Origin of the sequence: Sinomonas gamaensis (assembly GCF_005876955.1) — a bacterium.
In the GTDB taxonomy this organism is placed as follows: Bacteria; Actinomycetota; Actinomycetes; order Actinomycetales; family Micrococcaceae; genus Sinomonas; species Sinomonas gamaensis.
Map to the genome: position 1 here is coordinate 271,475 of NZ_SSCL01000001.1, position 23,383 is coordinate 294,857.

The following is a 23,383-nucleotide window of genomic DNA, read 5'->3' on the forward strand; positions in this document are numbered from 1 at the left end:
AGAAAGCGCGGGTTCGACCCTTTGCAGAAACAGGAGTGACCACAACAGTGGCCGTTAAGATTCGTCTCAAGCGCTTCGGCAAGATGCGCCAGCCGTTCTACCGCATCGTCGTCGCCGACTCGCGCACCAAGCGCGATGGCCGTGCGATCGAGGAGATCGGCAAGTACCACCCGATCGAGGATCCCTCGTTCATCGAGGTCAACTCGGAGCGCGCCCAGTACTGGCTCTCCGTCGGCGCCCAGCCGACCGAGCAGGTGCTCGCGCTCCTCAAGGTCACCGGCGACTGGCAGAAGTTCAAGGGCCTCCCGGGTCAGGAAGGCACGCTCAAGGCCCCCAAGGGCAAGGCTGCATTCGTTGCCCCCGAGAAGGACTCCGTGATCGTCCCCGAGGCGCCCAAGGCGTCGAAGGCTGCCGACGAGGCCCCTGCCGAGACGGCCGAGGCTGAGTAACTTGCTGGCCGACGCACTCGAGCACCTGGTCCGCGGCATCGTGGACAACCCGGACGATGTCACCGTGGAGGCCAAGAGCGGCCGCCGTGGCGATATCCTCGAGGTCCGCGTCCATCAGGACGATCTGGGCCGGGTGATCGGCCGACAGGGACGAACGGCGCGTGCGCTTCGCACCGTTGTGGCGGCCCTGGCCGAGGGCGATGCGGTTCGTGTCGACGTCGTCGACACCGACAGACGCCGCTGACGCCCCGGCGCACCAGCACGAGGCTCCGGCCCCTCCGCCGATAGGCTGAGGGGCCGGAGCCTTTTCTGCCCCACGATTTCTGCGAACACGATGAGAGGAAGAGATGAAGGTTCGGGTCGCACGCATCGGCAAGCCGCATGGCATTCGAGGCGAGGTGACGGTGCAGGTCCTGACGGACTCGCCCGAGGATCGCTTCATCCAGGGCGCGGAGTTCGACGTCGAGCCCGTCTCCCATGGTTCCCTCACCGTGCGCTCAGCGCGGTGGAACAAGGACATCCTCGTCCTCGGGTTCGAAGAAGTTGCAGACCGCAACCGTGCGGAGGAGTTGCGCGGGGCCACGCTCTTCTTGGACACGGAGGACGTTGACGACGAGGACGACGAGGGCTGGTACGAGCATGAGCTCGTGGGTCTCGAGGTCCGTGTCGACGGCGAGGCAGCGGGAACTGTCTCGGCTCTCCAGGTCATGCCTGCCCAGGATCTCCTCGTCGTGGACACGCCCTCTGGCGAGGTCTTGGTCCCGTTTGTCGAGGAGATCGTTCCCGAGGTCGACGTCGAAGGGGGCTTCATCGTCGTTGTCCCGCCGCCCGGGCTCTTCGAGCTGAATACCGAGTCTGAGGCGCAGCAAGGCGAGGAAGCGTAGATGCGGGTCGACGTCGTCAGCATCTTTCCCGAGTATCTTGCCCCGCTCAGGCTCTCTCTGCTCGGCCGGGCGCAGGAGGACGGCATCCTTCAGCTCTCGGTGCACGATCTGCGAGACTTCACGGCTGACCGGCACCGGACGGTGGACGACACCCCGTATGGCGGTGGCGCCGGCATGGTCATGAAGCCCGAGCCGTGGGCGCTCGCGCTGGAGGCCGTCCTGGCTGAGCTTCCCGAGACGAACGAGGCGCCCACACTGATCGTGCCGTCGCCCGCGGGGGAGGTCTTCACCCAGGCGCTCGCGGAAGAACTTGCCCAGGAACCGAGCCTGACCTTCGCGTGCGGCCGGTATGAGGGCATCGACGAACGTGTCCTCGAGTGGGCCGCGGAGCACTTCCGTGTGCGGCCCGTGAGCCTCGGCGATTACGTGCTCAACGGCGGTGAAGTGGCCGTCATGGCCATGGTTGAAGCGGTCGGGCGGCTGCTGCCCGGCGTCGTGGGGAACCCCGAATCACTCGTGGAAGAGTCGCATTCCGACGGCCTCCTCGAGTACCCGGTGTACACGAAGCCCTCGTCGTGGCGGGGCCACGACGTCCCCGACGTCCTTCTGAGCGGCAACCACGGGCTCATCGCGCGCTGGCGCCGCGAGCAGCAGTTCCGCCGCACTGCCGCGCGCCGGCCTGAACTCCTCGAAGGCGCTGATCCCGCAGAATTCACCGGGCGGGAGCGGGAGGTCCTGCGGGAGCTGGGGTACGACGTCGTCGACGGTCGCCTCGTGCGGCAGTGATGCTCTGGCGGATGCCGTCCCGCTCGCCGTGACCGGCCGGTGGGATTCGCGCTGGCGCGCGGGATCATGGCAGAATAGAGCGTTGCGCCCGCCGGGCTTGGACTCTGCCACAGGGGAGCCTGCCAACGGTCGGGGCGCCCCGCCGCCGGGTCAGCCGGTGCGCGGGGGAGAGCACGGGCCTCATGGCCCGCGACTGAAGCGATTGACCTGTGGCAGTCGCCAGGAGAAGCATCATGCATATTCTCGACAACGTTGACGCCGCGTCCCTCCGCTCGGACGTTCCCTCGTTCTCACCGGGCGACACGATCAAGGTGCACGTCAACATCATCGAAGGCAAGAACACGCGTATCCAGGTGTTCCAGGGCTTCGTGCTCGGCCGCCAGGGCTTCGGTGTCCGTGAGACGTTCACCGTCCGCAAGGTCTCCTTCGGTGTGGGCGTGGAGCGCACGTTCCCCGTTCACTCCCCGATCATCGACAAGATCGAGGTCGTGACCAAGGGCGACGTCCGCCGCGCGAAGCTGTACTACATGCGCGAACTCCGCGGCAAGGCCGCGAAGATCAAGGAGAAGCGCGACTACAGCAACTCCTCCAAGTAAGCCTTGCTGCAAGGCTTCCGTACCGAGCGCCGGCCCAGGCTACTGGGCTGGCGCTCGGCGCTTCTCGGTTTGATCGCGGCCATTCTGGTCTGCGGACTTGTGCGAGCCTTCCTTGTAGACCTCTACTACATTCCCTCCGGCTCGATGGAGCCCCTGCTCCAGCCGGGCGATCGGATAGCCGTGTCACGCGTGGCGTTTTCAGGAAGCCCCATCGCCCGCGGAGACGTCGTGGTCTTCGACGGCCGTGGCTCCTTCGCGCCCCTCGACAGCGGACGCGGGTGGTTGGGGGATGCTGTGCGCGGAGTCGGCGAGTGGTTCGGAATCGTGCCGAATGAGACGGTGTACGTGAAGCGTGTTCTGGGCGTGGCCGGAGACCACGTGACATGTTGCACCGCCGACGGGCACCTCACGGTCAACGGCAGACCTCTCGACGAGCCCTATGTCTACCCCGGCGACGCTCCCAGCACTCAGCCGTTCGACGTCGTCGTACCTCCCGGCCGCCTCTGGCTGCTCGGTGACCACCGCGCGGACTCTGTGGACTCGCGCTCTCTTCTGGGGGCACCAGGCGGCGGACTCGTGCGCACCGACCGCGTTATCGGTGAGCCCATCGCCATCCTCTGGCCGCTTGATAGATTGGGCGCGATGAGCAGCACTCAGAAGGAGGCCCAGTGACGCACGGGGCGGAGACAGGGCCACATGGGGCAGAGACCGGACCTGATGCCCCGAACTCACAGGGAAGCACGGACTCGGGCCATGGCCGCCGGCAGCGGCGCAGCGGGATCCTCGGCTGGCTCCGGGAGATAGCGCTCATTCTGGTCATCTCGATCGCGATCTCTTTCGTGATCAAGACTCTCTTCTTCAAAGCGTTCTACATTCCGTCCGAGTCCATGGTCCCCACGCTCGAGGAGAACGACCGGATCTTCGTGAACCTCATGGTGCCGCGGAATTTCGCGCTCCATCGGGGAGACGTCATCGTCTTCAAAGATACGAAGGGCTGGCTTCCGCCGTCACCGGACGGCAATCAGAACTGGTTCCAGCAGAGCCTCGAGTTCATCGGCCTCCTGCCCGACATGTCGCAGCAGCACCTCATCAAGCGGCTGATCGGATTGCCGGGGGATCACGTCGTCTGCTGCGACGCACAGCAGAAGATGACCGTCAACGGCGTCGCACTGACTGAGCCCTATGTCAATCCCGCCGAAGTCCCGCGGCCTGTTCCCTTCGACGTGACCGTTCCCGACGGCAAGGTCTGGGTGATGGGGGACAACCGCAACCACTCGTCGGACTCCCGCTTCCACAACGCGTCTCAGCCGGGCAACGGCTTTGTTGACGAAAGCGATATCGAGGGCCAAGCTGTCGTCATCGCATGGCCGCTCAACCGCATTGGATCCTTGGGCAGCTATCCCAGCACCTTCGCGTCCATCCCCGCCTCTCACTGATATGACCGTGATCCAGCCCATCATCGAAAGGCCGACCGCTGTTCGGCGCGCCCCTGCGCCGGCGACGCTGCGCTACGTCCGCCAGCTTGCTGCCGAGTACGGCCCGCTCGTTGCAGGGTGCGACGAGGTTGGACGAGGGGCGCTTGCGGGCCCGGTCTCCGTCGGCATCGTGGTGGTGGACGCGCGCACCGTGCGCACGCGAACGATGTTCCGCGACAGCAAGCTGCTGGCCCCTGAGAGGCGTCGCGAACTCGTTCCCAAGGTCCGCTCGTGGGGGGTTGCGAGTGCCGTCGGCCATGCGGGCGCGGACGAAATCGATGCGTTCGGCCTCATGGAGGCTTTGAGATTGGCCGGAACGCGGGCGCTTGAGGCGATCGCGGCGGCCGGAGTTGTGCCGGATGTTGTCCACCTCGACGGCAATTACGACTGGCTTGGCCGCGGAGGGCAGGAGTCGCTGTTCGGTGACGCTGCAGCTGTGCCAGCAATCCCGGTCCACACCATGATCAAGGCGGACCTCAAATGCCAGGCAGTCGCTGCGGCAAGCATCCTCGCCAAAGTCGAGCGCGATGCGATCATGATGCAGATCGGGGTGGACGACCCCCGGTATGGGTGGGCGGTCAACAAGGGCTACGCGACGGCTGAGCACCGTGCCGCCCTCATCGAGTACGGGGCTAGCACGTGGCACCGGCGCAGCTGGAATCTCGAGGGCGCCTCCGAGCCTCTCGAAGGTGATGGAGGATAGGACAATGAGCGCTGAAGATCTCGAGAACTACGAGACGGATATGGAGCTGCAGCTCTACCGCGAGTACCGCGACGTCGTCTCGCTGTTCAGCTATGTCGTGGAGACCGAGCGGCGGTTCTATCTGGCCAATCACGTGGACTTGCAGGCCCGCTCGGCTGACGGCGAGGTGTATTTCGACCTGACGCTTCAAGACGCGTGGGTCTGGGACGTGTACCGGAGCGCCCGTTTCGTCAAGAGTGTCCGTGTCATCACCTTCAAGGACGTGAATGTCGAGGAGCTCCCCAAGGTCGAGGACCTAGCGCTGCCCAAGGACGGCCTAGGGACCTAACGTCCCGCGCTGGGTGGTCCTCCACAACGCCTTTCTGGGCGCGTCGTCCACATAGGATCCGCTCCGACCCGCCCCAAGGAACTGCTGCGGGCAGGCTGGATTCATGAGGGCGAAAGACAGTCTCGGGCAGCGCGGAGAGCGTGTCGCGGAGGACTATCTCAAGGCAACGGGTGCGAGGATCCTTGACCGGAACTGGCGCTGCCGAGACGGCGAACTCGATCTGGTGGCGCTTGACTGCGGCGTGCTCGTTGCCGTCGAGGTGAAATCCAGGACATCCTGGGCTTTCGGGCACCCGTTCGAAGCGGTCGACGGCGTTAAGCTGGCCCGTGTTGCTCGGCTCGCCGCAGCGTGGGCGCGCGAACATGGACTTCGGCACGCGGCGCGCCGGGTCGATGTCATTGCGGTCACCGGGCCGGAGAAGGAAAGCCCTCTTCTCGAGCATCTGAGGGGCGTCGCGTGAGCGGCGTCGGGCGCGCTCTGGGCATCGGACTCGTGGGACTGAACGGCTACGTGGTCGAGGCCGAGGCGGATATCGGTCAGACCCTTCCCGCGTTCGTGCTGCTCGGCCTCCCGGATTCATCCCTGAACGAGGCAAAGGAGCGTATCCGCTCGGCGGCCCAGAACTCTGGCCTGCCGTTGAGCCGTCGGAAGATCACCGTCAATCTGACCCCGGCGTCCTTGCCGAAGCGCGGCACGTCCTTCGACTTGGCCATCACTGTGGCGGCCCTCGCGGCGGCACGCGACATCCGGCCCCCGGCTGACACAGTCTTCATCGCGGAGCTGGGTCTCGATGGGCGCCTGCGTCCGGTGCAGGGAATGCTCCCAGCGGTGATGGCGGCGGTGCGCGCAGGCTACCGTGAGATCGTCGTCGCGGCGGCGAACCTTCCAGAAGCCCGGCTGGTCCCCGGGGCGCGCGTCAGCGGTTACGAAAGTCTCGGGAAGCTCGCCCTGGATCTGGGCGCCGATCCGCAGAAGGTCGTCCTGTCCGCGAGCGGTATCCGCCACGGCCGTCCCATGGGCGACGAGGCCGGCGACGAGCAGCGTAGCGGCGCCCAGCCTGACTTGCGGGACGTTGCAGGCCAGCACGATGCCAGAGCTGCGCTTGAGGTGGCCGCGGCCGGGGGGCACCACCTGTTCATGCTGGGCCCGCCGGGTGCGGGCAAGACGATGCTCGCGGAACGCATGCCGAGCATCTTGCCGGACCTTGATGACGAGGCGGCGATGGAGGTGACGGCCATCCATTCGCTTTCGAACCACCCCAGCAGCATGCGGGAACTGATCCGCCGGCCTCCGTTTGAGAGCCTGCATCACACCGCGAGTGCCGCTGCAGTGATCGGCGGTGGCTCCGGAATTCCGAGGCCCGGAGCAGCCTCTCGAGCCCATCGAGGCGTGCTGTTCCTCGACGAGGCTCCGGAGTTCCAACGTCAGGTGCTCGACTCGCTGCGCCAGCCGCTTGAGAACGGCAACGTCACGATTCACCGAACCCTGGGCGCAGCGACGTATCCCGCGAGATTCCAGCTTGTGCTCGCCGCCAACCCGTGTCCCTGCGGACAGGCCTCGGGGAAGGGCCCTCCTGTGCACCTGCACCCCTCAGGCCCGACGGCGCTACAAGGCGAAGCTGTCGGGGCCCCTCCTCGACAGGGTCGACATCCAGCTTGAGGTGCAGCGAGTGTCGATGATGGACCTTGGTGCGCGGGAGCCGGCCGAGTCTTCAGAGGCCGTCGCCTCGCGGGTGGCCGCGGCGCGGCGATTGCAGGCGGACCGCCTGGGCCCGTATGGCCTCGACAGAAACTCGGACGTGCCGGGACGCCTGCTGCGCGGCCCGCTCCGGCTCCCTCCGAGTGCCACGACTGTCCTCGAACGTGCCATGGAACGTCAGACCCTGACGGCGCGGGGCTACGACCGTGTCTTGCGCGTCACCTGGTTGCTAGAATAGCGGATGTGGATGCGATTGTGTACCTAAGGATCAGCGAGGATCGGACGGGCCAGCAGGCTGGTGTAGAGCGGCAGCGCGATGCCTGCCTCAAGCGGTGCCAAGAGCGGGGGTGGTCCGTCGTCGCCGTCGAGCAGGACAACGACGTCACAGCGCGCGGGAGCCGTAAGCGGCCCGGCTTCGAGGCCATGCTCAAGGCGATCGTGAGCGGCCAAGCCAAGCACGTCGTCGCATGGGACCTGACCCGGCTACAGCGCAACCGCCGCGACGAACTCCGCCTTTACGAGGCGTGCAAGACGACCGGGACGACGCTGGTGCTCATCAACGGCCCCGAACTCGACTTCTCCACAGCTACAGGCCGTCTCGTGGCGGACAACCTCGGCTCGCTTGCGCGGTACGAGATTGAGCTCAAGGGCGACCGACAGGTGGCCGCTCAATCCCAAGCAGCGCGGAAAGGCCTTCGCTCGGGCGGGCGGCGACCCTTCGGCTACGAGCGGGATGGGATCACCGTCCGGGAACCAGAGGCCGAAGCCGTGCGCGCCGGCTACCGTGCTGTCCTCGCGGGCGAGTCCCTTGGGGCCATCGCACGATCCTGGAACGCGGCGGGACTCCCGCCGGACCAGAAGAAGTACGGCGAGGGGCACAAGGGAGAGCCGTCCGAGTGGACTCGCAGCAACGTTCGGATTGTGCTCATGAACCCCCGAAACGCAGGGCGGCGGGCCTACCGGGGGGAGATTGTGGCCGACGCGGTCTGGCCCGCCATCGTTGACGCCGCCACGTATGAGGCCGTGAAGGCGATCCTCACCAACCCGGAGCGCCGGACCCGCCCCACCAGTGCCCGCCGCTTGCTGAGCGGAGTTGCCCTGTGCTCCATCTGTGGTGCGACCGTTCATGCAGGAGGCTCAGCCCGACGAGGCGTCGCCACCTATCGGTGCTCCGCTTCCCTGGGCCACTTCGCGCGCATGGCGGAACCAGTCGAGGACTACGTCTCACGGCTGGTCGTTGCCCGCCTCTCGAGGGCCGACGCCGGCGAGTTGCTCGTCCAGAAGGATCACCCGGACCTCGGCATGCTGCGGGCGGAGCAGAGCGGGATCACGGAGCGACTGGGGCAACTGGCGGCCGCGTTCGCAGACGGTGCTGTGACCGCGGAGCAGTTGCGCTTAGGAACTGCCCGTCTCCGGGCGCGAGACGCGGAGATCGAAGGCACGCTGGGGGACGCGGGCCGAACGGACGCGCTCGGCGCGCTCGTGCGCGCGGAGGACGTGCAGGCGGCGTGGGATTCCCTCAGCACGGCGAGGCGACGCCGGGTCGTGGATACTCTTATGCGGGTAACTATCCATCCGCCCGGACGTGGGGTGCGGACCTTCAAACCCGAAACAGTGGGAATTGAGTGGCGGACCGCCGATGAGGGTGATCGCTAGCATTTTATTCCCGATATTTCCCTTCTATTCGTTCACATTTGTGAACGGGGGCATCGGAAAAGCCCGTAATAGCGGCGAGGGGTAAGGGGATCCAAACCACTTACCCCTCGCACTGTAGGACCCAGCATCGGTGCACCTGTGGAGTGTACTTTAACGTCTTGTTCGGTGGCGTGTCGTCCACAGATGGTTCACCTCGCTTCCAAATCTCTCCTGCAAGCCACACAATTTTTCTATGGACGACACGAAATCACCCAGATGGGAACAAGATCCAGATCTCATTCCCCTCCGACATGTGGGCGAATTCTATCCGCGCACATCCCGCACGGTTCATGAATGGATAAGGCGCGGCAAGCTCCGGAAATACAGGTCCGGCCTGAAAGAGGTCTTCGTCTCGCGCACCGAACTCGAGCGCCTGATCGCCCCCCACGCCGATGGCGACGAGGGTTAGCCCGCGGTCACTGGAGGAAGAAGTATCTGCTCGCGCAATGGAGGAAGCCATTGCCCGCATCGTCGCCGCGGCACCGCCGCTCACCCGCGAGCAGCTGAACACGTTGCACGCGGTCTTCAACGGGACGGAGGCAAGCCGTGACACGGCACCATGAGCCACGGCTCGGCGTCCGCCCCGCCGGGAAGAGGTCGACATGACTTGGACCAAACTGTCGGACGACTTCGCCGATGACGCTTGGGGCCTCAGCGACGCGGCGGTCCGACTGCACCTCGAGGGGCTCCTCTGGTCGAACCGGAAACTGCTGGACTGCCGCGTCCCGAAGGAGGAGATACAGCGTCACGCGAAACGGCCAGAGGCCGTGCGCGAGCTCTTGGACACCGGCTTCTGGGCCGAGGACGGTGACTACTACGTGATCCGGCATCACGCCAAATACCAGAGGACGAGGGCGGCGGTACTGGCTCAGCAGGCAGTCAATGCCGCGAACGGCTCGAAGGGCGGACGGCCGAAAACCGAATCGCGAACCAAACCGAAAAGCGAATCCCAAAGCGAGGCCATAACCGAACGGTCCAACTCCCGGACGGGTGCCCGAGGGGCCAAAAACCCCGGAATCATGCGGGAGGAAACCGAATCGCTAACCGAATCGCTAACCGATTCGAAAACCGAAAGGGACGGGACTGGCTTAAGAAGAGGAGAGGTTCGGAATTCGCGATCTGAAAGTGCCTGGACTGATGGCGTTTCCCCTGAGTCCGTGTGCTCAGTTCCTGGATGCGGCGGTGCCGTGACTGATTGGCTGCGCGGGAATTTCGGGCAGTACTGCATGGCCCACGCGGCGGATCAATCGGTCAATTCCCCAGAGTTGAACCATGATCCCCACCAGTGATTTCCGCCGCCCTCCCGCGAACGGTCGCCGGGCGCATAAGCCTCGCGCCGTCTCCGCGGATCTTGGACTGCCATCGCCCCTCGACGGGCTCACGGACGCGCACGGCGACCCCGAACCGCCCCTGCCGACCACGACCCCCAAACCGGAGTGAAGCACATCTCCGACTGCTACGTCTCCCATACCGACCGCGTCGATCCCAGCCGACTGCACGGCGCGCACTCACCGGTCGTCCCCGCGGTTCTCGAGGACCCCCGGCGCGCCGTTCAGAACCCGGCGTGGCCATCGTCGCCGGGACCGGCACCAAGACCCGGATCTGCCTCCACCCTCACCGCAAATGAAGCCCGGAGCCTCGCAGATTCAATCCACGCCCACCTCGAAGGAACCCAACCATGACGCGCGACATCACCCAGACCGTCCGCGACGCCCAAGCCCTCCTCTGCGCCGCGGTCCGTGAGCCCCGTCTATGCGCGGATTGAGTTTAGGACGCCGCGACGCTGAGGATGAGGCGAAGCCGACCAAGCCCGCTGTGGGGAGAATGAGGCCTCGACGCCCCGGAGGCCGCAGCATTCCTTGCCCAGCGCGAGCTTGAGGCCTGGGACCGGCAACAAAGTGCGCCGAGGGCGCACGTGCCCCGCAGCGGCACGCACACCCTGCCCTCGGCCTGCCCCTTACCACCCGGAGGCCTACAGGCCCGACATCCCGGCAACACTGCCGCGACGCAAGGCAAGGACGCCCGCCCGTACCTGCCTCGACGGGGCACCACCCTCGCGGCAGGCCGATCGGGGGTTAGGGGGGTCGGGTTTTTTGAGAGCAGGGGGTCGGCGGACCCCGCCGTTTTCCAAAATCTCTCCCCCCGGTTCTAGAACTAAGCGTGACATTGTCGTCAACTTGCAGACGGGAGCTGGCTCTCTCTCGGGGAACGTCAAGTTGAGACGAGATAGGAGACCTACTATGGGAGAAGCGGCCGGCGGTCCGTCACCAACCCTTAGGGTGACGGTTTCATGCTGACCGGCGCCCGGACAGATGAAGCACTCGTGGCTTAGGGGTAGGGGGAGATCCTCAAGGCCCACGCCCCGCTCCGACGAATTTCGTCGAAACGGGGTGCATCCGGGAACGAGACCATCTAGAGCGGGGGCAAACGCCCTCGCTCGAAAAGTGAATCGCTCTACGCGACTTCTTCCGAGGTTTCGAGTCGAGGCGCGTGCTCGTGGAGCTCGTCGCCTCTATCGACGGGAACCGATTGTCCTGAAGAAGGAGAAGAGATCGTTCGCCCTGTGTGCCGGCGGACATGCCCATCTTCATGTCGCTTGCACGTCGCCGGGTGGAAGAGCATCGACTACCACAAGCTCTATAAGAAGTCCTGCCCTCGATGCTCACCCAGCGGCTGCGCTGCGCCGCACCGTCTAGGTCATGCTGCGCGAGAAGACATCGCCCTGGGCGGGCTCTCCATCTCGCAGCGGCCGATGTACCGCGGCACCATATATGGAGCTGCATCTCCAGCTCCGCCGTCGTGATTTACTTCGCGGGCCCTCTGAACCCTCAGGGCCTGGGGCGGGTGGAGGGCGGCGACCCTGATGTTGTCCTCGGGCGCGACTCCCCAGGCCAGCGTCCGGACGGACATCGGCTACGGGAACTGGGCTCGCGGTGGGTGAAGATGGGCGCGGCGAACCGCGGCGACGCTCTCCGGGGTGGCCTGCGTGCCCCGGTCGAGGTCCAAGGAGCCCGTCGGTGAAGGACAGGATCTTGCCGGGGCCGAGGGCCGTCTCGTGGTCTGGATAGGCCGAGCTGGAGCCCGAGGGCCAAGGCCCCGGGCCGGGAGCTGCTCGTAGGTGCCGTCGACGCGGATGAGCTGAGCTGAACCGGCCGAAGAGCGCGACTAAAGCTTCGGCATATCGCGTAGGCCGCTCGTGTTGCCGTAGGCCCAGATTGCGTGGTCGAGTTCAGTCCGGGTCGTCTCGAGAAGTTCAGCAGCCTCGCTGACGGCTTCAAAGGCTGTGGATGCGGAAACCTCGTGACGCACCGTGCGCGAAACGAAACGCGTGATCCAGATGTCCGGCTTCACGCTGTCGACACCGAGCAGCATGGTGAAGTACTGGAATGTCCATGGGCCGAGCCCGCTGACGCTGCGGTAGGCCTTCTCTGCGCCCGCGAGATCATCGATGATCCCCTCGCGGGTTTTGAAGCCGGCATCGAGGAAGGCCTGGGCGGCTTCGATGACGGCCGCGGCCTTCGTCTTGCCCGTCTTGAACTTGCTTCGGGTGAGCACGGAGAGCAGCGCTGACTCCTCTTGGGCGGCGAGGCTCTGGAACCAGTCACCGGTCAGGTCTGCGTGGGCTGCGCGGTAGCGCTCGACGGCTCCGCGCAGACCGTTGAATGACCCATCGGGAAGCTGGCTGCCAAAACGCGCCTGAATGCTCATGACGGCGTTGATAAGCGCCAGATCAATCCGTTCGCCGTAGCCGCTGGACCGCGGCCAGTTCTCTTTGCTGCCGATGTACTTCGTGACCGCGTCTGCCACCAGCCTTGCGTCGTCCGCGCCGTTCCCCATCGTTGTCCTGTCTAAGTTCCTAGTCTGCTCCGTCAGCCTAAGGGGCACGCCAGATAATTCCGCTGAGAAGTCGCTGTTGCGCCGCTGGCGTGGCGAGAGTGACGACTCGTCGCTCGATCCGCTTACGTTGGTCCTTCGCAGGAGGACTGTGTTGGAAGGACATGTGTGGTGACCGACAGAACCTTTGTAGGTAAGTGGTGGCTTCCGAGCGCACCCGAGCGGGCCGTCGGCGGAATTTTAACTGTCGACGCTTCGGGAGGCTGCCACCTCCAGCTCACTGGCTCCTTGCTCCCAAATCCTCACGCTCGATCCGAGTCCAACAGGGAAGTCGATGAGCCCGCGCAGCACCTACATGGTTCCGCTGACGACGAGGACTTCACCCTGATCGATGCTTGGGTGACGAACTTCGCGCCGTTGCTCGGAGACGAACCGCAGGAAATCAGAGTCCATGCGGTCCTTCGGGGCGTGCATCTGGAAAGCCCGGATCAGCCCTGCTTCACGGCTTCAGAGGTTGAGATCGACAACCTCACTGCTTGGTCAGGGATTACTGGATTCGAATCGAGCCAGGAATACGAGGTGGACGAAAACGGTGCGCCCCGCGGGTTGTCAGTTGCACGCTGGGAGCTTCGAACTCCCTCCGGAGAGCGGCCTGTCGGGGACCTTGGTGATTTTACAGTAGAACTCCGATGGCAAAGCACATTCAGCATAGCCACGAAAGACCGAAATGCCCGACGAGAGGTTTCGGCATCGGAGGAGGTGCATGCCATGATCAGCAGCTCACGCCCAATGCCATGGGACGGATTCCAAGGCAAGACAAAAATCCTCCAGGACCTCATTACTTTCGCCACCAGGCATGCGTGCGCAATAAGGTCCGTGAAACTCATCCACGATGAACCGGAGGTTGGGGAGGTCGAACTACTCTACGCTCCCTTGGTCCAACCAGCAGAGGACGCACCGACGACCATCTTCCGCTATGTATTTCAAATGAGGGACATGCGACTCGGCGAGCTTCTCCCAAAGTGGTACGCATTGCACACCAAGGTCGGTATGGGAATCCATGTGCTCTTCGGCCTCGATTACAACAGCAGGGGCTTTATCGAAAACCAGATCCTCAATGCTACGTCCGCTGCGGAAAGTATCCATCGGGCGCTGCGGCCTGAAGCAAGGTCGATTCCTGAGGATGCGCACGGCTCCCTCGTGGAGATGGTTAACGAAAGGATTGATCACGAGAATAGGGACTGGCTGCTAGAACGTCTTAATAACGGAGCTGGCTTTGTCCAACGAATGCGAGAACTTGTAAACATTCCGGCAGCCCAAGCAGTAGCCGAGGTGGTCGGAGACGCTAACCAGTGGGTGAGGTGGGCCCGCGATGCGCGTAACGCCGTCGCCCACCTCGAGGGTCGTAATTTCGAGCGGATACCGAGTGGTGCCAGATGGGGATTGCCCGCCGCAACCATCGGCCTACTCCACCTCGTCTTGCTTGCCGAACTCGGCTTCTCAAACGAGGTGCAAACACAGGCGGGACAAAACATCTACGCACCACGAGCGACACGATTCCGGGAGGCAGTGACAGAGAGAATGAGACGATCCGGGGGTGGATCATGAGCGCCTTTAAGACCCGGTGGAGGCCAGGTCCGCCCGGAGGTCTCTGCGGCGGCGGCGAGGCGCGCCCGAGGGCGCGGCGGCCTGGATGGAGAGGATCGAGCAGCGGACCGTGGCCGGACTCCCGCGACCTCGAGCGGGCAGGCGGGGGCGATCTCTCCTAGATGTACCTAGCCATCACGTTGGTTGCAGTCGGCTGATCGGGGGACGGCCGCCGAGTGCGCTGTGGCTGCGTCCAGTGTTGTAGTGCTCGATCCAAGGGGCAAGCGCCGCGGCCCTCTCGTCGTTGCTGGCGAAAGGCCGGCGGTAGGCCCACTCGGTCTGCAGGGTGCGGTTTAGGCGTTCGACTTTTCCGTTCTGCCACGGGCAGTGCGGGCGGATGAAGTTCTGCCGGATCCCGTGCCCGGCGCAGACGTCGCCCAGTGAGTAGCGGTAGGCCCAGGCATTGTCGGTCATCAACCGTTCGATCCGGCCGATCCCCAGGGCGGCGAAGTACGCGATCGCGCGTTCGAGGAATGCGGCGCAGGTCGTGCCCTTCTCATCCGGGAGGATCTCTGAGTAGGCGAGCCGGGAGAAGTCATCGACCAGGGAGTGGACGTAGTCGTAGCCGATCCGGGCCCTGTCGGTGCGGCTTGGTGGTTCGGGCGGGTCTGGCCCTCGGCACGCCAGCCGCCACCGTCGGGGATCCGCCCGAGCTTCTTCACGTCCATGTGGACCAGTTTGCCCGGGTGCTGGCGCTCGTAGCGGTGGGCTGTAGCCTTGGAAGCCTTGATCACCTCCCCGCTGATCGGGTCCAATGCCGCCAGGTGCGGGATGCCGTTGCGGGCAAGCACCCGGGAGACCGTCCGGGCGGGCACGCCCGTCTGGGCCGAGATCCAGTCGGGGCCGCGGCGTTCTCGCTTCCTCAACGCGATGATCTTCTGCTCGAGCTCGTCTGCCGTATGGCGAGGACAGATGCGCGGGCGGGACGAGCGATCGTGCAGGCCGGGCTCGCCCTCGGCCGCATAACGATCGATCCAGGTCTTCACGCACTTGCGCGAGACGCCCATAGCGGCGGCGATATGGGCCTGTTTCCATCCTTGAAGGTGGCGCCGGACGATCAGCAGGCGACCGTGGAAGGTCAGACGGGCATTAGCGTGGGACATGAGAGCCTCCGGGTTGATGGTGCAGCCTTCGACAAGCCACACCCCATCCGGAGGCTCTCCCTACGTCAATGCGACACGCCTGCAACCAACCTCATGGCTAGGTACACCTAGAGGCGTGATGCCCCAGCGCCTGATGCCCGTTCCCGGCGCGCTCTATATGGCCGCCCACCACGGCTTCATCAACTCCGTCCCCGGCATCTTCGCCGCCCAGGTCCTCGCACCGCCCACGCCGACCTGGAGCCAGCAGACCGCTGGCACACCACCCCGCTCACTGCAGGCCGTGGGCTGGTCACCCTCGACGCGAGGTGAATCCTCGACCCCTCGTCGAAGACTTCGACGAGGCGATCCACCGATCCGGAGAAAGACCTGTTTACGGCGGCGGCGATCGACCCGCATTCGCGATGCTGCTTCTCAAGTCTCCGGTCGGTTCAGCGATCCCTCGACGCGCCTGTTTAGAGGAGGCACCGAGGCCTCTCGGCTACCCGGTTCGAGGCCTTAACATCGGTCGCGCTGGGTCGTTGACTCGCACCCCCATCGCCTTACGGGGCCTTTCGCCCGGCTGTTCTCGCCCTTTTTCAGGCATGGACGGCAGTGCGGTGGTGCCTGAGCTCCGAGGAGCAGGAGTCCTGCGCCTGGCGCTCCTGCTGGCCGCCAGTGCCTGCGGCGGCCACCCACCGCTTGGCCGTGCGGTATGCCTCGGCGATGAAGTAGTGCGCGTGAATGTCGATGACTGGATTGTCGGGCCCTTCACGGCGGAAGTGCAGAATGGAAGCCCTCTGTGACGGGCGTTCCGGGATTGAAGAACGGCGGTCTCATGCGTCCCGAGAGCTGATCCCTTCGTGGGCCTAACACGCCTAGGTCGGGTGATTGAGCTCTTCCGTGGAATCAGATTCGAGGACGCCGAAGCGAAGAGTGTCGTTTGTCGGAGGCAACGGCTACGGTTCTCGCATGTCGGAGGATTCATGGATAGTTCCGCCTGCGGCGCGGCCGATCGACGGCTCCGACCGCTTCCTCGGCACCGACGCCACGGTGGCTGACTTCTGGCAGTTCGCGATGAGTGACCTGCGGACGAACAACGTCCGCGGCTATCTGGCCGAGTTCCTGGTCGCCAAGGCGCTTGGGCTGAGCGAGGTCAGAAGAGTGGAATGGGACGCTTATGACCTGCTGCTGGACGGGATCAGAGTCGAGGTGAAGTCCTCGGCCTACCTTCAGGCGTGGGAACAGCCCAGGCCGAGCCAGATCAGCTTCCGAGGGCTGCGCGGGACCAGGTATCACCCACGCCATGACTACGATCCCGCCGGCAAGCAGCTCAACGCCCACGTGTACGTCTTCTGCGTGCAGACGGCGAAACTTCACGAGAAGAACGACCCGCTCGATGTCAGCCAATGGTCCTTCTATGTGGTCAAGCGCAGCGCGCTGGAACAGTATGGCTTCCAGAGCATCCGGCTGAAGGCTGTCATCCGGCTGGCCGGCGGCGAAACGGCGTGGCGGGACCTGCACGAGGCCGTCGTCGCCGCGGCAGAGGGTGAAGAGGTCGACGACAAACCGTGGTGGTCCGAGGAGCCCGAACCCGAACCTGGGCCAGGCAGTATTGGGACCCTGCCGCGTATTGCCCAGCATGACAATTCCCGAGTGTCGACAACCGACGTCGTGGTCAATGGGGAACAGCTGGCCGTGGACCGCGAACGTGAGGCAGTCCCACGCACCAGAACCTTGTGGGCGGCGGCGAGGTTCCGAGAAGACGTCAAGGACCGCTATCCAGACGCGCTGCGGGCCTGCGAAGCGTTCCTTGGCTCGGCCGAGAACTCGGGCATAATAGTGGAAGGCAGGACCACCAAACTCCCCACCTGCGCGGTGGCCGTCGTCGACCCGGAGGCCGGGCCTGTGGGCTTCGTTGTCCTGCGAGGGTACGGAAGGATGCTGGGCCTCGAGCCGGACTTCTCACTGGCGCAGGGGCTTGAGGGGCTTGCCCGGCAGCGCTTCGAGCGGTTCCTCGACCGCGTGGCCGAGATCGGCTCTCTCGCTGCCAAGGTCACGGAACTGCGGGTCAGCGGGTACACCGACCTGAAGAACCTGGACCTCGCGAAGCTACCTCCCACTGACGTCGCTGCCTTCGTGCATCGGATCGCGGACTTCAATCGCCCCAGGCCAGGATCGAGACCCACATTCGAATCAACATGATCTCATCGTGCCCTGTGTAGGATCCTAACCACGATCATCCGGGGGTAATCTGTTGCCCGGAAAATGGATCGCGCCCCGGTCTCAGACCGTGGGACGCCGGCGCGGGCACCCGGGGCAGCCTTGCGCGCTCCGGTGAGCTGCGCCAGCAGCTCCTTTGCCACGCGTCCAGCCCTCCGCGTCGTACGGTTTGCTGCTCTCATCGCTGGAAGTGAACATCTTCGGATTCCTGCACAGTCTGACCGATGAGGAGGTCGCTCAAGAGTCAAACTCGCCGCTTTGGAATCCCGAATCGCGGGATTGATGAGCGTCGACGATACTCCCTGGTCTCCCGACGTGCTCGTCGAGCACGGCGTCCGGCGCTCCCAAGTGTGACACCCATGACGGTCATACCAGCAATGAACCCGTATACGACCAGGCGCTCCAAAAGGCCTCGGTCGATGGGCTGAATGCTGAAGACCAAGGCGACGAGCATCAACCCACCCCCGATTGCCGCAACCACCGCGGAGAAGAGGATGAGCAGCGCAGGGAAGATCCTTGTCTTCCACCAAAGCATGACGAGGCACGCGAGAGACGCGATAGCCAGCACAAGAAAAATCATCGTGCTTGAGGCATGGATGTCCCAGTTGTAGTCCTCTGGGAAGCCACCGACAAAAATGAGGGCAATGCCGCTTAGCGCCATGAGCAGACGCATGATTGTGGTCAGCCAATGGTGCGGGGTGAGCTTGTGCCCGTGGTGTTCACCATTTAGGTGATGGACGAGGCGCACGGATGGACTCATCTCCGTCCAAAGGAACCGAGCCGGGCGCTTCCGCGGGCGCTGCTGCGCACGAAGGTTGCCGCCCGCCCTCAGCACTGTTGCAGAGATGAGGGCTGCAGCGACAAATACACCGATACCTACGAGCATGAACGAAGCGTTCATCACTGCAAACAAGGGCGAACACACCCACCGCTCATAAACCGTCCCACCGTCGAGGATATGGCAGCCACGTGCTCCTAGATCGCTGACGAAGTTCCAACTGTAGTCGTAGTCGATGAAGTTGTTGGGAGCCTTCTTGGTGTGATCTATGTGGTGCCAAGCCACAGACACAAGTCGTTCCACGAAGAAGTACTGGACCATACTCCGCGCTGCCCAGGAGCCGATCATGTGCTGCACATCGGCGGGACTGGGGTCACGGCTTCCCGCCCAATTGTCAAGCAATCCAACTGCGCGTTCAAGTAGGTTCACAGCCACGGCGCCGATTAACGCGCATCAGTCGTCCGCAGACAAGAGGGCAGCTAGACGTGACAGGAAAAGTAGAGCGCCTGAAAGTCTACTGTCGCCTGACACAGGCTACGCCTGAGGGCCTGGTTTCCAGATTTCTCACAGGAAAGGACCCGGTATCAAGCCGGGGCCATTGGCTACTTCGTTTTCGAAGGGGGAACACTACCCTTTTCGGTTGATATCGGCTGTGCGTGCAGACGTGCGCCTCACTGGAGGTGTCACGCCCACAGTGTGTCGGACAAGCGCTCTCACAGATAGGACCCATTAGTCCATCCATTGACTTTTCTATCTCAGCTTCCCCAAATGGTAGACGCCGCCGGTGAATGGCTCCGGTATTTTTGAAGGGGGAGGCGTTGTGGCAACAACAGACTTCGACATGCGGGGACTGACAATCGGGCTTGAACATTCTGAAGTTGATGATCTCACCAACTTCGGAAGCACCGCGACGAAGGACAAGCTCGTCACGACATTTGGCACCCTAGGCCTCGTAGGTGCCTGGGTACCGTACGTAGCGGCCGCACTCGCCCTGCACATCGCATGGGAAGTTGCCGCCATCAGGGCATCTGACAAGGGCAATGGCGTCTGGCTGAACGCGCCGTATCCAATCCTCATCGGGATGCCTGGCGTACTCCTTCCGTCGACGCGCACGATGGTGGCACTGTTCGACGGGACCAAGGACTCGGGACAAATGACTTCCGAGCACTCCGACGTTATCAAATGGAATATCGACCGCAACGTGGAGGCAGCCGGCCTCCTCCACCTCACCCTGAAAGATGAGTGCTCTTGGGACAAGGCAATTAAGGTCAAGGTTGCGGACAAGTCAACTTGGGTCCAAGCCAACGGTAACGCAAGCGCGAACGATGATGCGAATGCCCAGGATCTAACGGTCGTGTCAGCCGTGTTCCAGAAGCCGCAGTTCCTTGGGGCATGGGGACCTGCCGGGTTAGCGATTTCTGATTGGACTGGAGTGACCGGAGGTGATCATGTCACGTTCACGTGGGTGTCTGATAGCTAGAACGTTGAGAATGCCCGGGTTCGCTTATCGACCCCAAATTGTCTCCGTGTTTCTGGGTGTAGGCCTCGCGGCGCTCCTTTGCGCATGCACCAATAGCTCCAACAACACCGACAGCTCCTCGTCTGCTGGTACCACCAGCGCGACCGAGACAAATCTATCAGCTTCTCTCGACATCGTCTTTTGGATCAATAGCAACGGCGCCAAGAGTTGTGCGACAAACACTCAGTTGAGTTATAAACCCGTTCCTGGAAAGGGGCTCGCAGCAAGTCCCCGAGACAGCATTGTCCATGCCGTCCGAGCCGAAGCTCCAGCCCAATCGTCGAAATGCCGCTTTAGCGATTCCGTTGACCATTTGAAGCAAGGTGCATGGGAAATCTCAGAGGCCGAGGTTGGCACCTGCACAGTTTCCCTTCACGGAGGTGAAAATATTGTCACCATTGACGAATCCGGAAAGTGCGAGACAACCAAGTAGATTGCGATTGTTTGACGAAATGCCAAAGAGTATGATAAGAACATTGTGCGTCTTGCTTGTCTCGGCATTGGCATGCCTGAGCCTGACCGCTTGCCAACAAGAGATTGTTGGCCAGATTCTCTCAGACTTTGAGTCAACGGTCACGAAAATCCTAGACACCGCGACAGCGGACGCAGACGACGTTCTCAGCACAGCCGCGGGCCAAGCATTTCTGTACGCGAAGGATTTTGAATCACAGTTCGCCGCTGATTTAGAGAAGACGATAAATAACGTCGATCAAACCGTGCGCGGCGCACTCGTCAGAATCGAGCAGATGGAAAAGAACTTTGCGAGGGATGCTAAGGAACTCAATCAACAGGCCACAGACAACCTCCAGCAGTTACTCAACAGCTTCAATTGGACAAATAAAAATCCACAGGTAACTAGGTACTGGCCCCAATCCACGGCTCTAAAATTGGAGGATAACAAACCAGTGGAGTTTCACGTCCATGGCAATTGGCCCTACGCCTTCGACACAGGCACTCTCCCGACTCTGAAGGTTGGGAACAAGACGATAAGGCCCGAGGCCGCTTGGTCAACCAATGAAGTTGTCTTCGATCTGCCGCCTGATCAGCTCAACCTGCAACCCGATCGGATTAGTAGAGTACACATGGATTTGGAGGTTCAATATGATCAAAATCAAAAACTAGGTACTGTAAAGCTGGGTCACTTCAGGCTTGAGATGCATGTTCTTCCGTATATTCCGCTTCTAGAACTGACTTTGAAGAACACATCAAAGATTGACGGCCCCGTATCATCGACTTTCAACCTGCCCGACGGTCACGACAGTACCGGCCTCGATTATCGCGTTGAGTCATGGTCAACATGTAAGGACCAGTCACTACGGCCCGATGGCAAGCCTGTCAAGCACCCACCTAAAGATCCGGAAGCGATTATAACGGCCGCAGATATTGTCCCAGACCACTATGGCTTCGCTGCGAGATCAAAGTGGGAGGTTTCATACATAGAACCAAAAGAAGTCGCCTTTAACGCGTGGTCCTACGCCAACTGTCCCCTTGGGGTGAGTGTTAACTCGGGGGACTTTAGTTTCCATGTGACTGTTCATCAAAGCAAGCGGGTTCAAATCGTTGAAAACCAGTACTGCGATCTCCTTCATCATGTGGCTCTTCCAGCAGCTCGGAAGGGCGACGGTGGCGACACTGGAGGACCCGTTATTGACCCAACGCCCAATCCGAGCAAGCCGACGTCGGATTGCAGCCAGGAAAACTTGACTTGGGGCAGCACGATTACCATTCCCGTCACCCATGGCGGCTGGATTCTGCATTCTAAGCTCTGGGATGGGACCAACGTCGACTTTAGCGCTGATAACATAACCCGAAATCCCTACATCCAAGTTGAGGACCAAGGCGACAAAATCGATATCACGTTGAATCCCGCTTATGCAACTTCACAGTAGTCTCTGTTGTTTCGGGCACTCATGGGAAGGGATGCCGCTGCCATGATCGAACACAAGAGCCGTCCGAGTCCACTCAAACCCGAGTACACAGCTATTCGTGCGGAGGAGCTCCTGGCCGAAAATGAGCGGTTGTCCCTTCCCCATCGCGGAGCATTCGTGCACGATTACGTTGAACTAGAAGCCGAGGCTGAGCGACTATATTTGATTTGCGAAGGACGTGTCGCCCTCTTTTCTAGTCTCTACTACTTGCTCGGTTTGCCAGCTTCGATCTTGGCTGCCGTTGCGGGAGGGACGGCACTTGCCTCGACCACGGGCGTACCCGTCGCAGGAGTCCTAGCGCTCATCTCTTCGTGCCTTACGGGTGCAGTAACTTTTCTCGATTCATCTAAGCAGCTCGAAAAGTACAGGCGGCTCCGGGCCTTCTGGGCTAGCCTCCGCGAGGAGATGCACACATGTAGGCTGACGCAGCTGCCGGACTTCACGGTTGTATCCGGGCCGCGGAAACTATCGGACTTCCACGAGATTGCGGCAGCTATCCGCAATGGACGTGATCCATCCGAGCGACCCATTGCTCCATATCCTGACGACTCTGGCACCCACCCACGAAGATTGTTCGAATCGGACCCGAGCTAGGCAATGGTGAATGTGCGGGCGATCCTCCGCAATATCCGGTGCATGGGCGAATTCAAGTGATAGTTGCAACACAATACGCCCGCCAGTCCTAGCCATCTCGGACGCTGATGGCCTGCTCCTTGCGGTGGGGAGTCGGCCATCTCCATTGTCTGCGCGATTGGGATGCTCGGCGCTTCCGGCGGGATTCCGCGACAGAGGCCGCTCTTGGATAGGGCAAGGATTCACCGTACCTCACCATTTCTCGCGACAGGCCGGGCTGGTCGGAGGCAGGTGGGCCTCGCACGCCGGATGTACCAAGGAGACGGGTCCAGACGGAAGGCGCGCCTACACCGTGGATCAGATCGCAGCCGAATTCGACGTCATCCGACCCACCATCTACCGGCGCCTCTCCAAAACAGCCCGTTACGCTGACGAGAAGAGCTGGAGCTGATGACCACGGCACGCGTCCCTCCACTCCCCCCACTCAACGAGCCCAGGAGTGACTGATGGAACGATCACTTGTCGCACTTCCCGAATCGCAGTACCTCGCGAGGATCGGTGAGGTGGCGTATACGGTTTCGTCGATTGAATGGCTGATCCTCGGCGATCTGCATCGTCTCGCGACCCAACTCCCAGACGACCTTTTGCTGGACAAGCTGGAACCAATGATGACTTCGGGCATCGCGGGGGAAGTCAAGGATGCTGCGAAGGCAGCCAGCGAGGGGCCGATCAGGGACTACCTGACAGAGGTGTATAGGGCGCTCTACGTCGCTGCGGAGATCCGGAGCGATGTACTGCACGCGCGCCCCGCTACACACCCGTACGAAGGCCAGCGACTCAACCGGGCAGAGACGCGGAACAATCGGACTACCGGCCGGAGATTCTGGGTCGATGACAAGTGGTTCGACTCCGCGATTTCGAGACTGAATGAGAAGCTCTCTGCCGTATCTCGCGTCCGGCCACCGTTCGTTCAGCTTGGAGAAGGGGAGTAATGCCGGCAGGCCATGATCAACCAATAGATCGGGACGGGCTGAGGAAGTTCGATCGCAACTTGATCGAGGCTGGAGGGTCGGCTCCCTTTGCCATCGCGGTGCGAGCCCACCTTTGAGGATTAGTCGGCACCGGTCACTTGCTCGGAGAAGAACCTCTCGCTCTGACCTTCCGGGGATGGCGCAACCTTGAACGGGG

At 62.7% G+C, this 23,383-nt stretch carries 21 protein-coding genes and 2 pseudogenes; 20 read left to right on the forward strand and 3 right to left on the reverse strand.

Annotated elements, in window-relative coordinates:
- Positions 1-47 precede the first annotated feature (47 nt).
- The 15 genes and pseudogenes from rpsP (at position 48) to E5679_RS20700 (ending at position 10,054) form a co-directional block, all read left to right on the forward strand.
- Entirely contained in the window at positions 48-449 is a 402-nt protein-coding gene (gene rpsP, locus E5679_RS01275) for a 30S ribosomal protein S16 (protein ID WP_138413283.1), read from the forward strand.
- A 1-nt stretch (position 450) separates the two neighbouring features.
- Positions 451-693: an RNA-binding protein gene (locus E5679_RS01280; protein ID WP_138413284.1), complete on the forward strand. Its 243-nt coding sequence runs from the start codon at positions 451-453 to the stop codon at positions 691-693.
- Between the two features lie 103 nt (positions 694-796).
- Positions 797-1,333, forward strand: a complete 537-nt coding sequence (rimM, locus tag E5679_RS01285; RefSeq protein WP_138413285.1) for a ribosome maturation factor RimM — start codon at positions 797-799, stop codon at positions 1,331-1,333.
- The gene (gene trmD / locus E5679_RS01290; protein ID WP_138413286.1) at positions 1,334-2,119 is read left to right on the forward strand and encodes a tRNA (guanosine(37)-N1)-methyltransferase TrmD; all 786 of its coding nucleotides are present in this window, start codon (positions 1,334-1,336) and stop codon (positions 2,117-2,119) included.
- A 233-nt stretch (positions 2,120-2,352) separates the two neighbouring features.
- Positions 2,353-2,715, forward strand: a complete 363-nt coding sequence (gene rplS, locus E5679_RS01295) for a 50S ribosomal protein L19 (RefSeq protein WP_138413287.1) — start codon at positions 2,353-2,355, stop codon at positions 2,713-2,715.
- A 6-nt stretch (positions 2,716-2,721) separates the two neighbouring features.
- Positions 2,722-3,387 (forward strand): signal peptidase I, encoded by a 666-nt coding sequence (gene lepB, locus E5679_RS01300; protein ID WP_138413503.1) that lies wholly within the window; start codon positions 2,722-2,724, stop codon positions 3,385-3,387.
- Positions 3,384-4,151 (forward strand): signal peptidase I, encoded by a 768-nt coding sequence (gene lepB / locus E5679_RS01305; RefSeq protein WP_249335872.1) that lies wholly within the window; start codon positions 3,384-3,386, stop codon positions 4,149-4,151. The genes lepB (E5679_RS01300) and lepB (E5679_RS01305) overlap by 4 nt, the downstream gene beginning before the upstream one ends.
- A 7-nt stretch (positions 4,152-4,158) precedes the next feature.
- Positions 4,159-4,893 (forward strand): ribonuclease HII, encoded by a 735-nt coding sequence (locus tag E5679_RS01310; protein ID WP_420821023.1) that lies wholly within the window; start codon positions 4,159-4,161, stop codon positions 4,891-4,893.
- Positions 4,894-4,897: 4 nt separating this feature from the next.
- Positions 4,898-5,221 (forward strand): DUF2469 domain-containing protein, encoded by a 324-nt coding sequence (locus tag E5679_RS01315; protein ID WP_043127802.1) that lies wholly within the window; start codon positions 4,898-4,900, stop codon positions 5,219-5,221.
- A 103-nt stretch (positions 5,222-5,324) separates the two neighbouring features.
- A complete protein-coding gene (locus E5679_RS01320; RefSeq protein ID WP_138413289.1) occupies positions 5,325-5,681 on the forward strand; it encodes a YraN family protein in 357 nt (118 codons plus the stop codon).
- Positions 5,678-7,151 (forward strand): annotated as a pseudogene (locus tag E5679_RS01325) (YifB family Mg chelatase-like AAA ATPase); the annotation flags it as partial. The gene E5679_RS01320 and the pseudogene E5679_RS01325, both read left to right, overlap by 4 nt.
- Before the next feature lie 11 nt (positions 7,152-7,162).
- Positions 7,163-8,575, forward strand: coding sequence for a recombinase family protein (locus E5679_RS01330; RefSeq protein ID WP_138413290.1), 1,413 nt, complete (start codon positions 7,163-7,165; stop codon positions 8,573-8,575).
- Positions 8,576-8,807: 232 nt separating this feature from the next.
- Positions 8,808-9,023 carry a helix-turn-helix domain-containing protein gene (locus E5679_RS01335; protein ID WP_138413291.1) on the forward strand — a complete coding sequence of 72 codons (216 nt, stop codon included), beginning with the start codon at positions 8,808-8,810 and terminating at the stop codon, positions 9,021-9,023.
- A gap of 193 nt (positions 9,024-9,216) precedes the next feature.
- Positions 9,217-9,903 (forward strand): hypothetical protein, encoded by a 687-nt coding sequence (locus E5679_RS01340; RefSeq protein WP_138413292.1) that lies wholly within the window; start codon positions 9,217-9,219, stop codon positions 9,901-9,903.
- Positions 9,887-10,054: a hypothetical protein gene (locus tag E5679_RS20700; protein WP_171042198.1), complete on the forward strand. Its 168-nt coding sequence runs from the start codon at positions 9,887-9,889 to the stop codon at positions 10,052-10,054. Before E5679_RS01340 ends, E5679_RS20700 begins: the two co-directional genes overlap by 17 nt.
- Before the next feature lie 1,725 nt (positions 10,055-11,779).
- Here the strand turns inward: E5679_RS20700 and E5679_RS01345 are convergent.
- Positions 11,780-12,451 carry a hypothetical protein gene (locus tag E5679_RS01345; protein ID WP_138413293.1) on the reverse strand — a complete coding sequence of 224 codons (672 nt, stop codon included), beginning with the start codon at positions 12,449-12,451 and terminating at the stop codon, positions 11,780-11,782.
- A gap of 168 nt (positions 12,452-12,619) precedes the next feature.
- Here E5679_RS01345 and E5679_RS01350 point away from each other — a divergent pair, with 168 nt between their 5' ends.
- On the forward strand, positions 12,620-14,056 hold the full coding sequence (locus E5679_RS01350) for an ApeA N-terminal domain 1-containing protein (RefSeq protein WP_138413294.1): 1,437 nt from the start codon (positions 12,620-12,622) through the stop codon (positions 14,054-14,056).
- A gap of 174 nt (positions 14,057-14,230) precedes the next feature.
- On the opposite strand, the pseudogene E5679_RS01355 reads toward E5679_RS01350, so the two are convergent.
- Positions 14,231-15,198: pseudogene (locus E5679_RS01355) on the reverse strand (IS481 family transposase).
- Between the two features lie 948 nt (positions 15,199-16,146).
- Here E5679_RS01355 and E5679_RS01360 point away from each other — a divergent pair.
- Positions 16,147-17,379 carry a hypothetical protein gene (locus E5679_RS01360; RefSeq protein ID WP_138413295.1) on the forward strand — a complete coding sequence of 411 codons (1,233 nt, stop codon included), beginning with the start codon at positions 16,147-16,149 and terminating at the stop codon, positions 17,377-17,379.
- A gap of 262 nt (positions 17,380-17,641) precedes the next feature.
- Here the strand turns inward: E5679_RS01360 and E5679_RS01365 are convergent, their stop codons facing one another.
- A complete protein-coding gene (locus E5679_RS01365; protein WP_138413296.1) occupies positions 17,642-18,523 on the reverse strand; it encodes a DUF998 domain-containing protein in 882 nt (293 codons plus the stop codon).
- A 436-nt stretch (positions 18,524-18,959) separates the two neighbouring features.
- On the opposite strand from E5679_RS01365, the gene E5679_RS01370 reads away from it, so the two are divergent.
- The 3 genes from E5679_RS01370 (at position 18,960) to E5679_RS01380 (ending at position 23,187) form a co-directional block, all read left to right on the forward strand.
- A complete protein-coding gene (locus E5679_RS01370) occupies positions 18,960-19,655 on the forward strand; it encodes a hypothetical protein (protein WP_138413297.1) in 696 nt (231 codons plus the stop codon).
- A 524-nt stretch (positions 19,656-20,179) separates the two neighbouring features.
- The gene (locus E5679_RS01375) at positions 20,180-21,583 is read left to right on the forward strand and encodes a hypothetical protein (RefSeq protein WP_138413298.1); all 1,404 of its coding nucleotides are present in this window, start codon (positions 20,180-20,182) and stop codon (positions 21,581-21,583) included.
- Positions 21,584-22,701: 1,118 nt separating this feature from the next.
- Positions 22,702-23,187 (forward strand): hypothetical protein, encoded by a 486-nt coding sequence (locus E5679_RS01380; RefSeq protein ID WP_138413299.1) that lies wholly within the window; start codon positions 22,702-22,704, stop codon positions 23,185-23,187.
- Positions 23,188-23,383 lie beyond the last annotated feature (196 nt).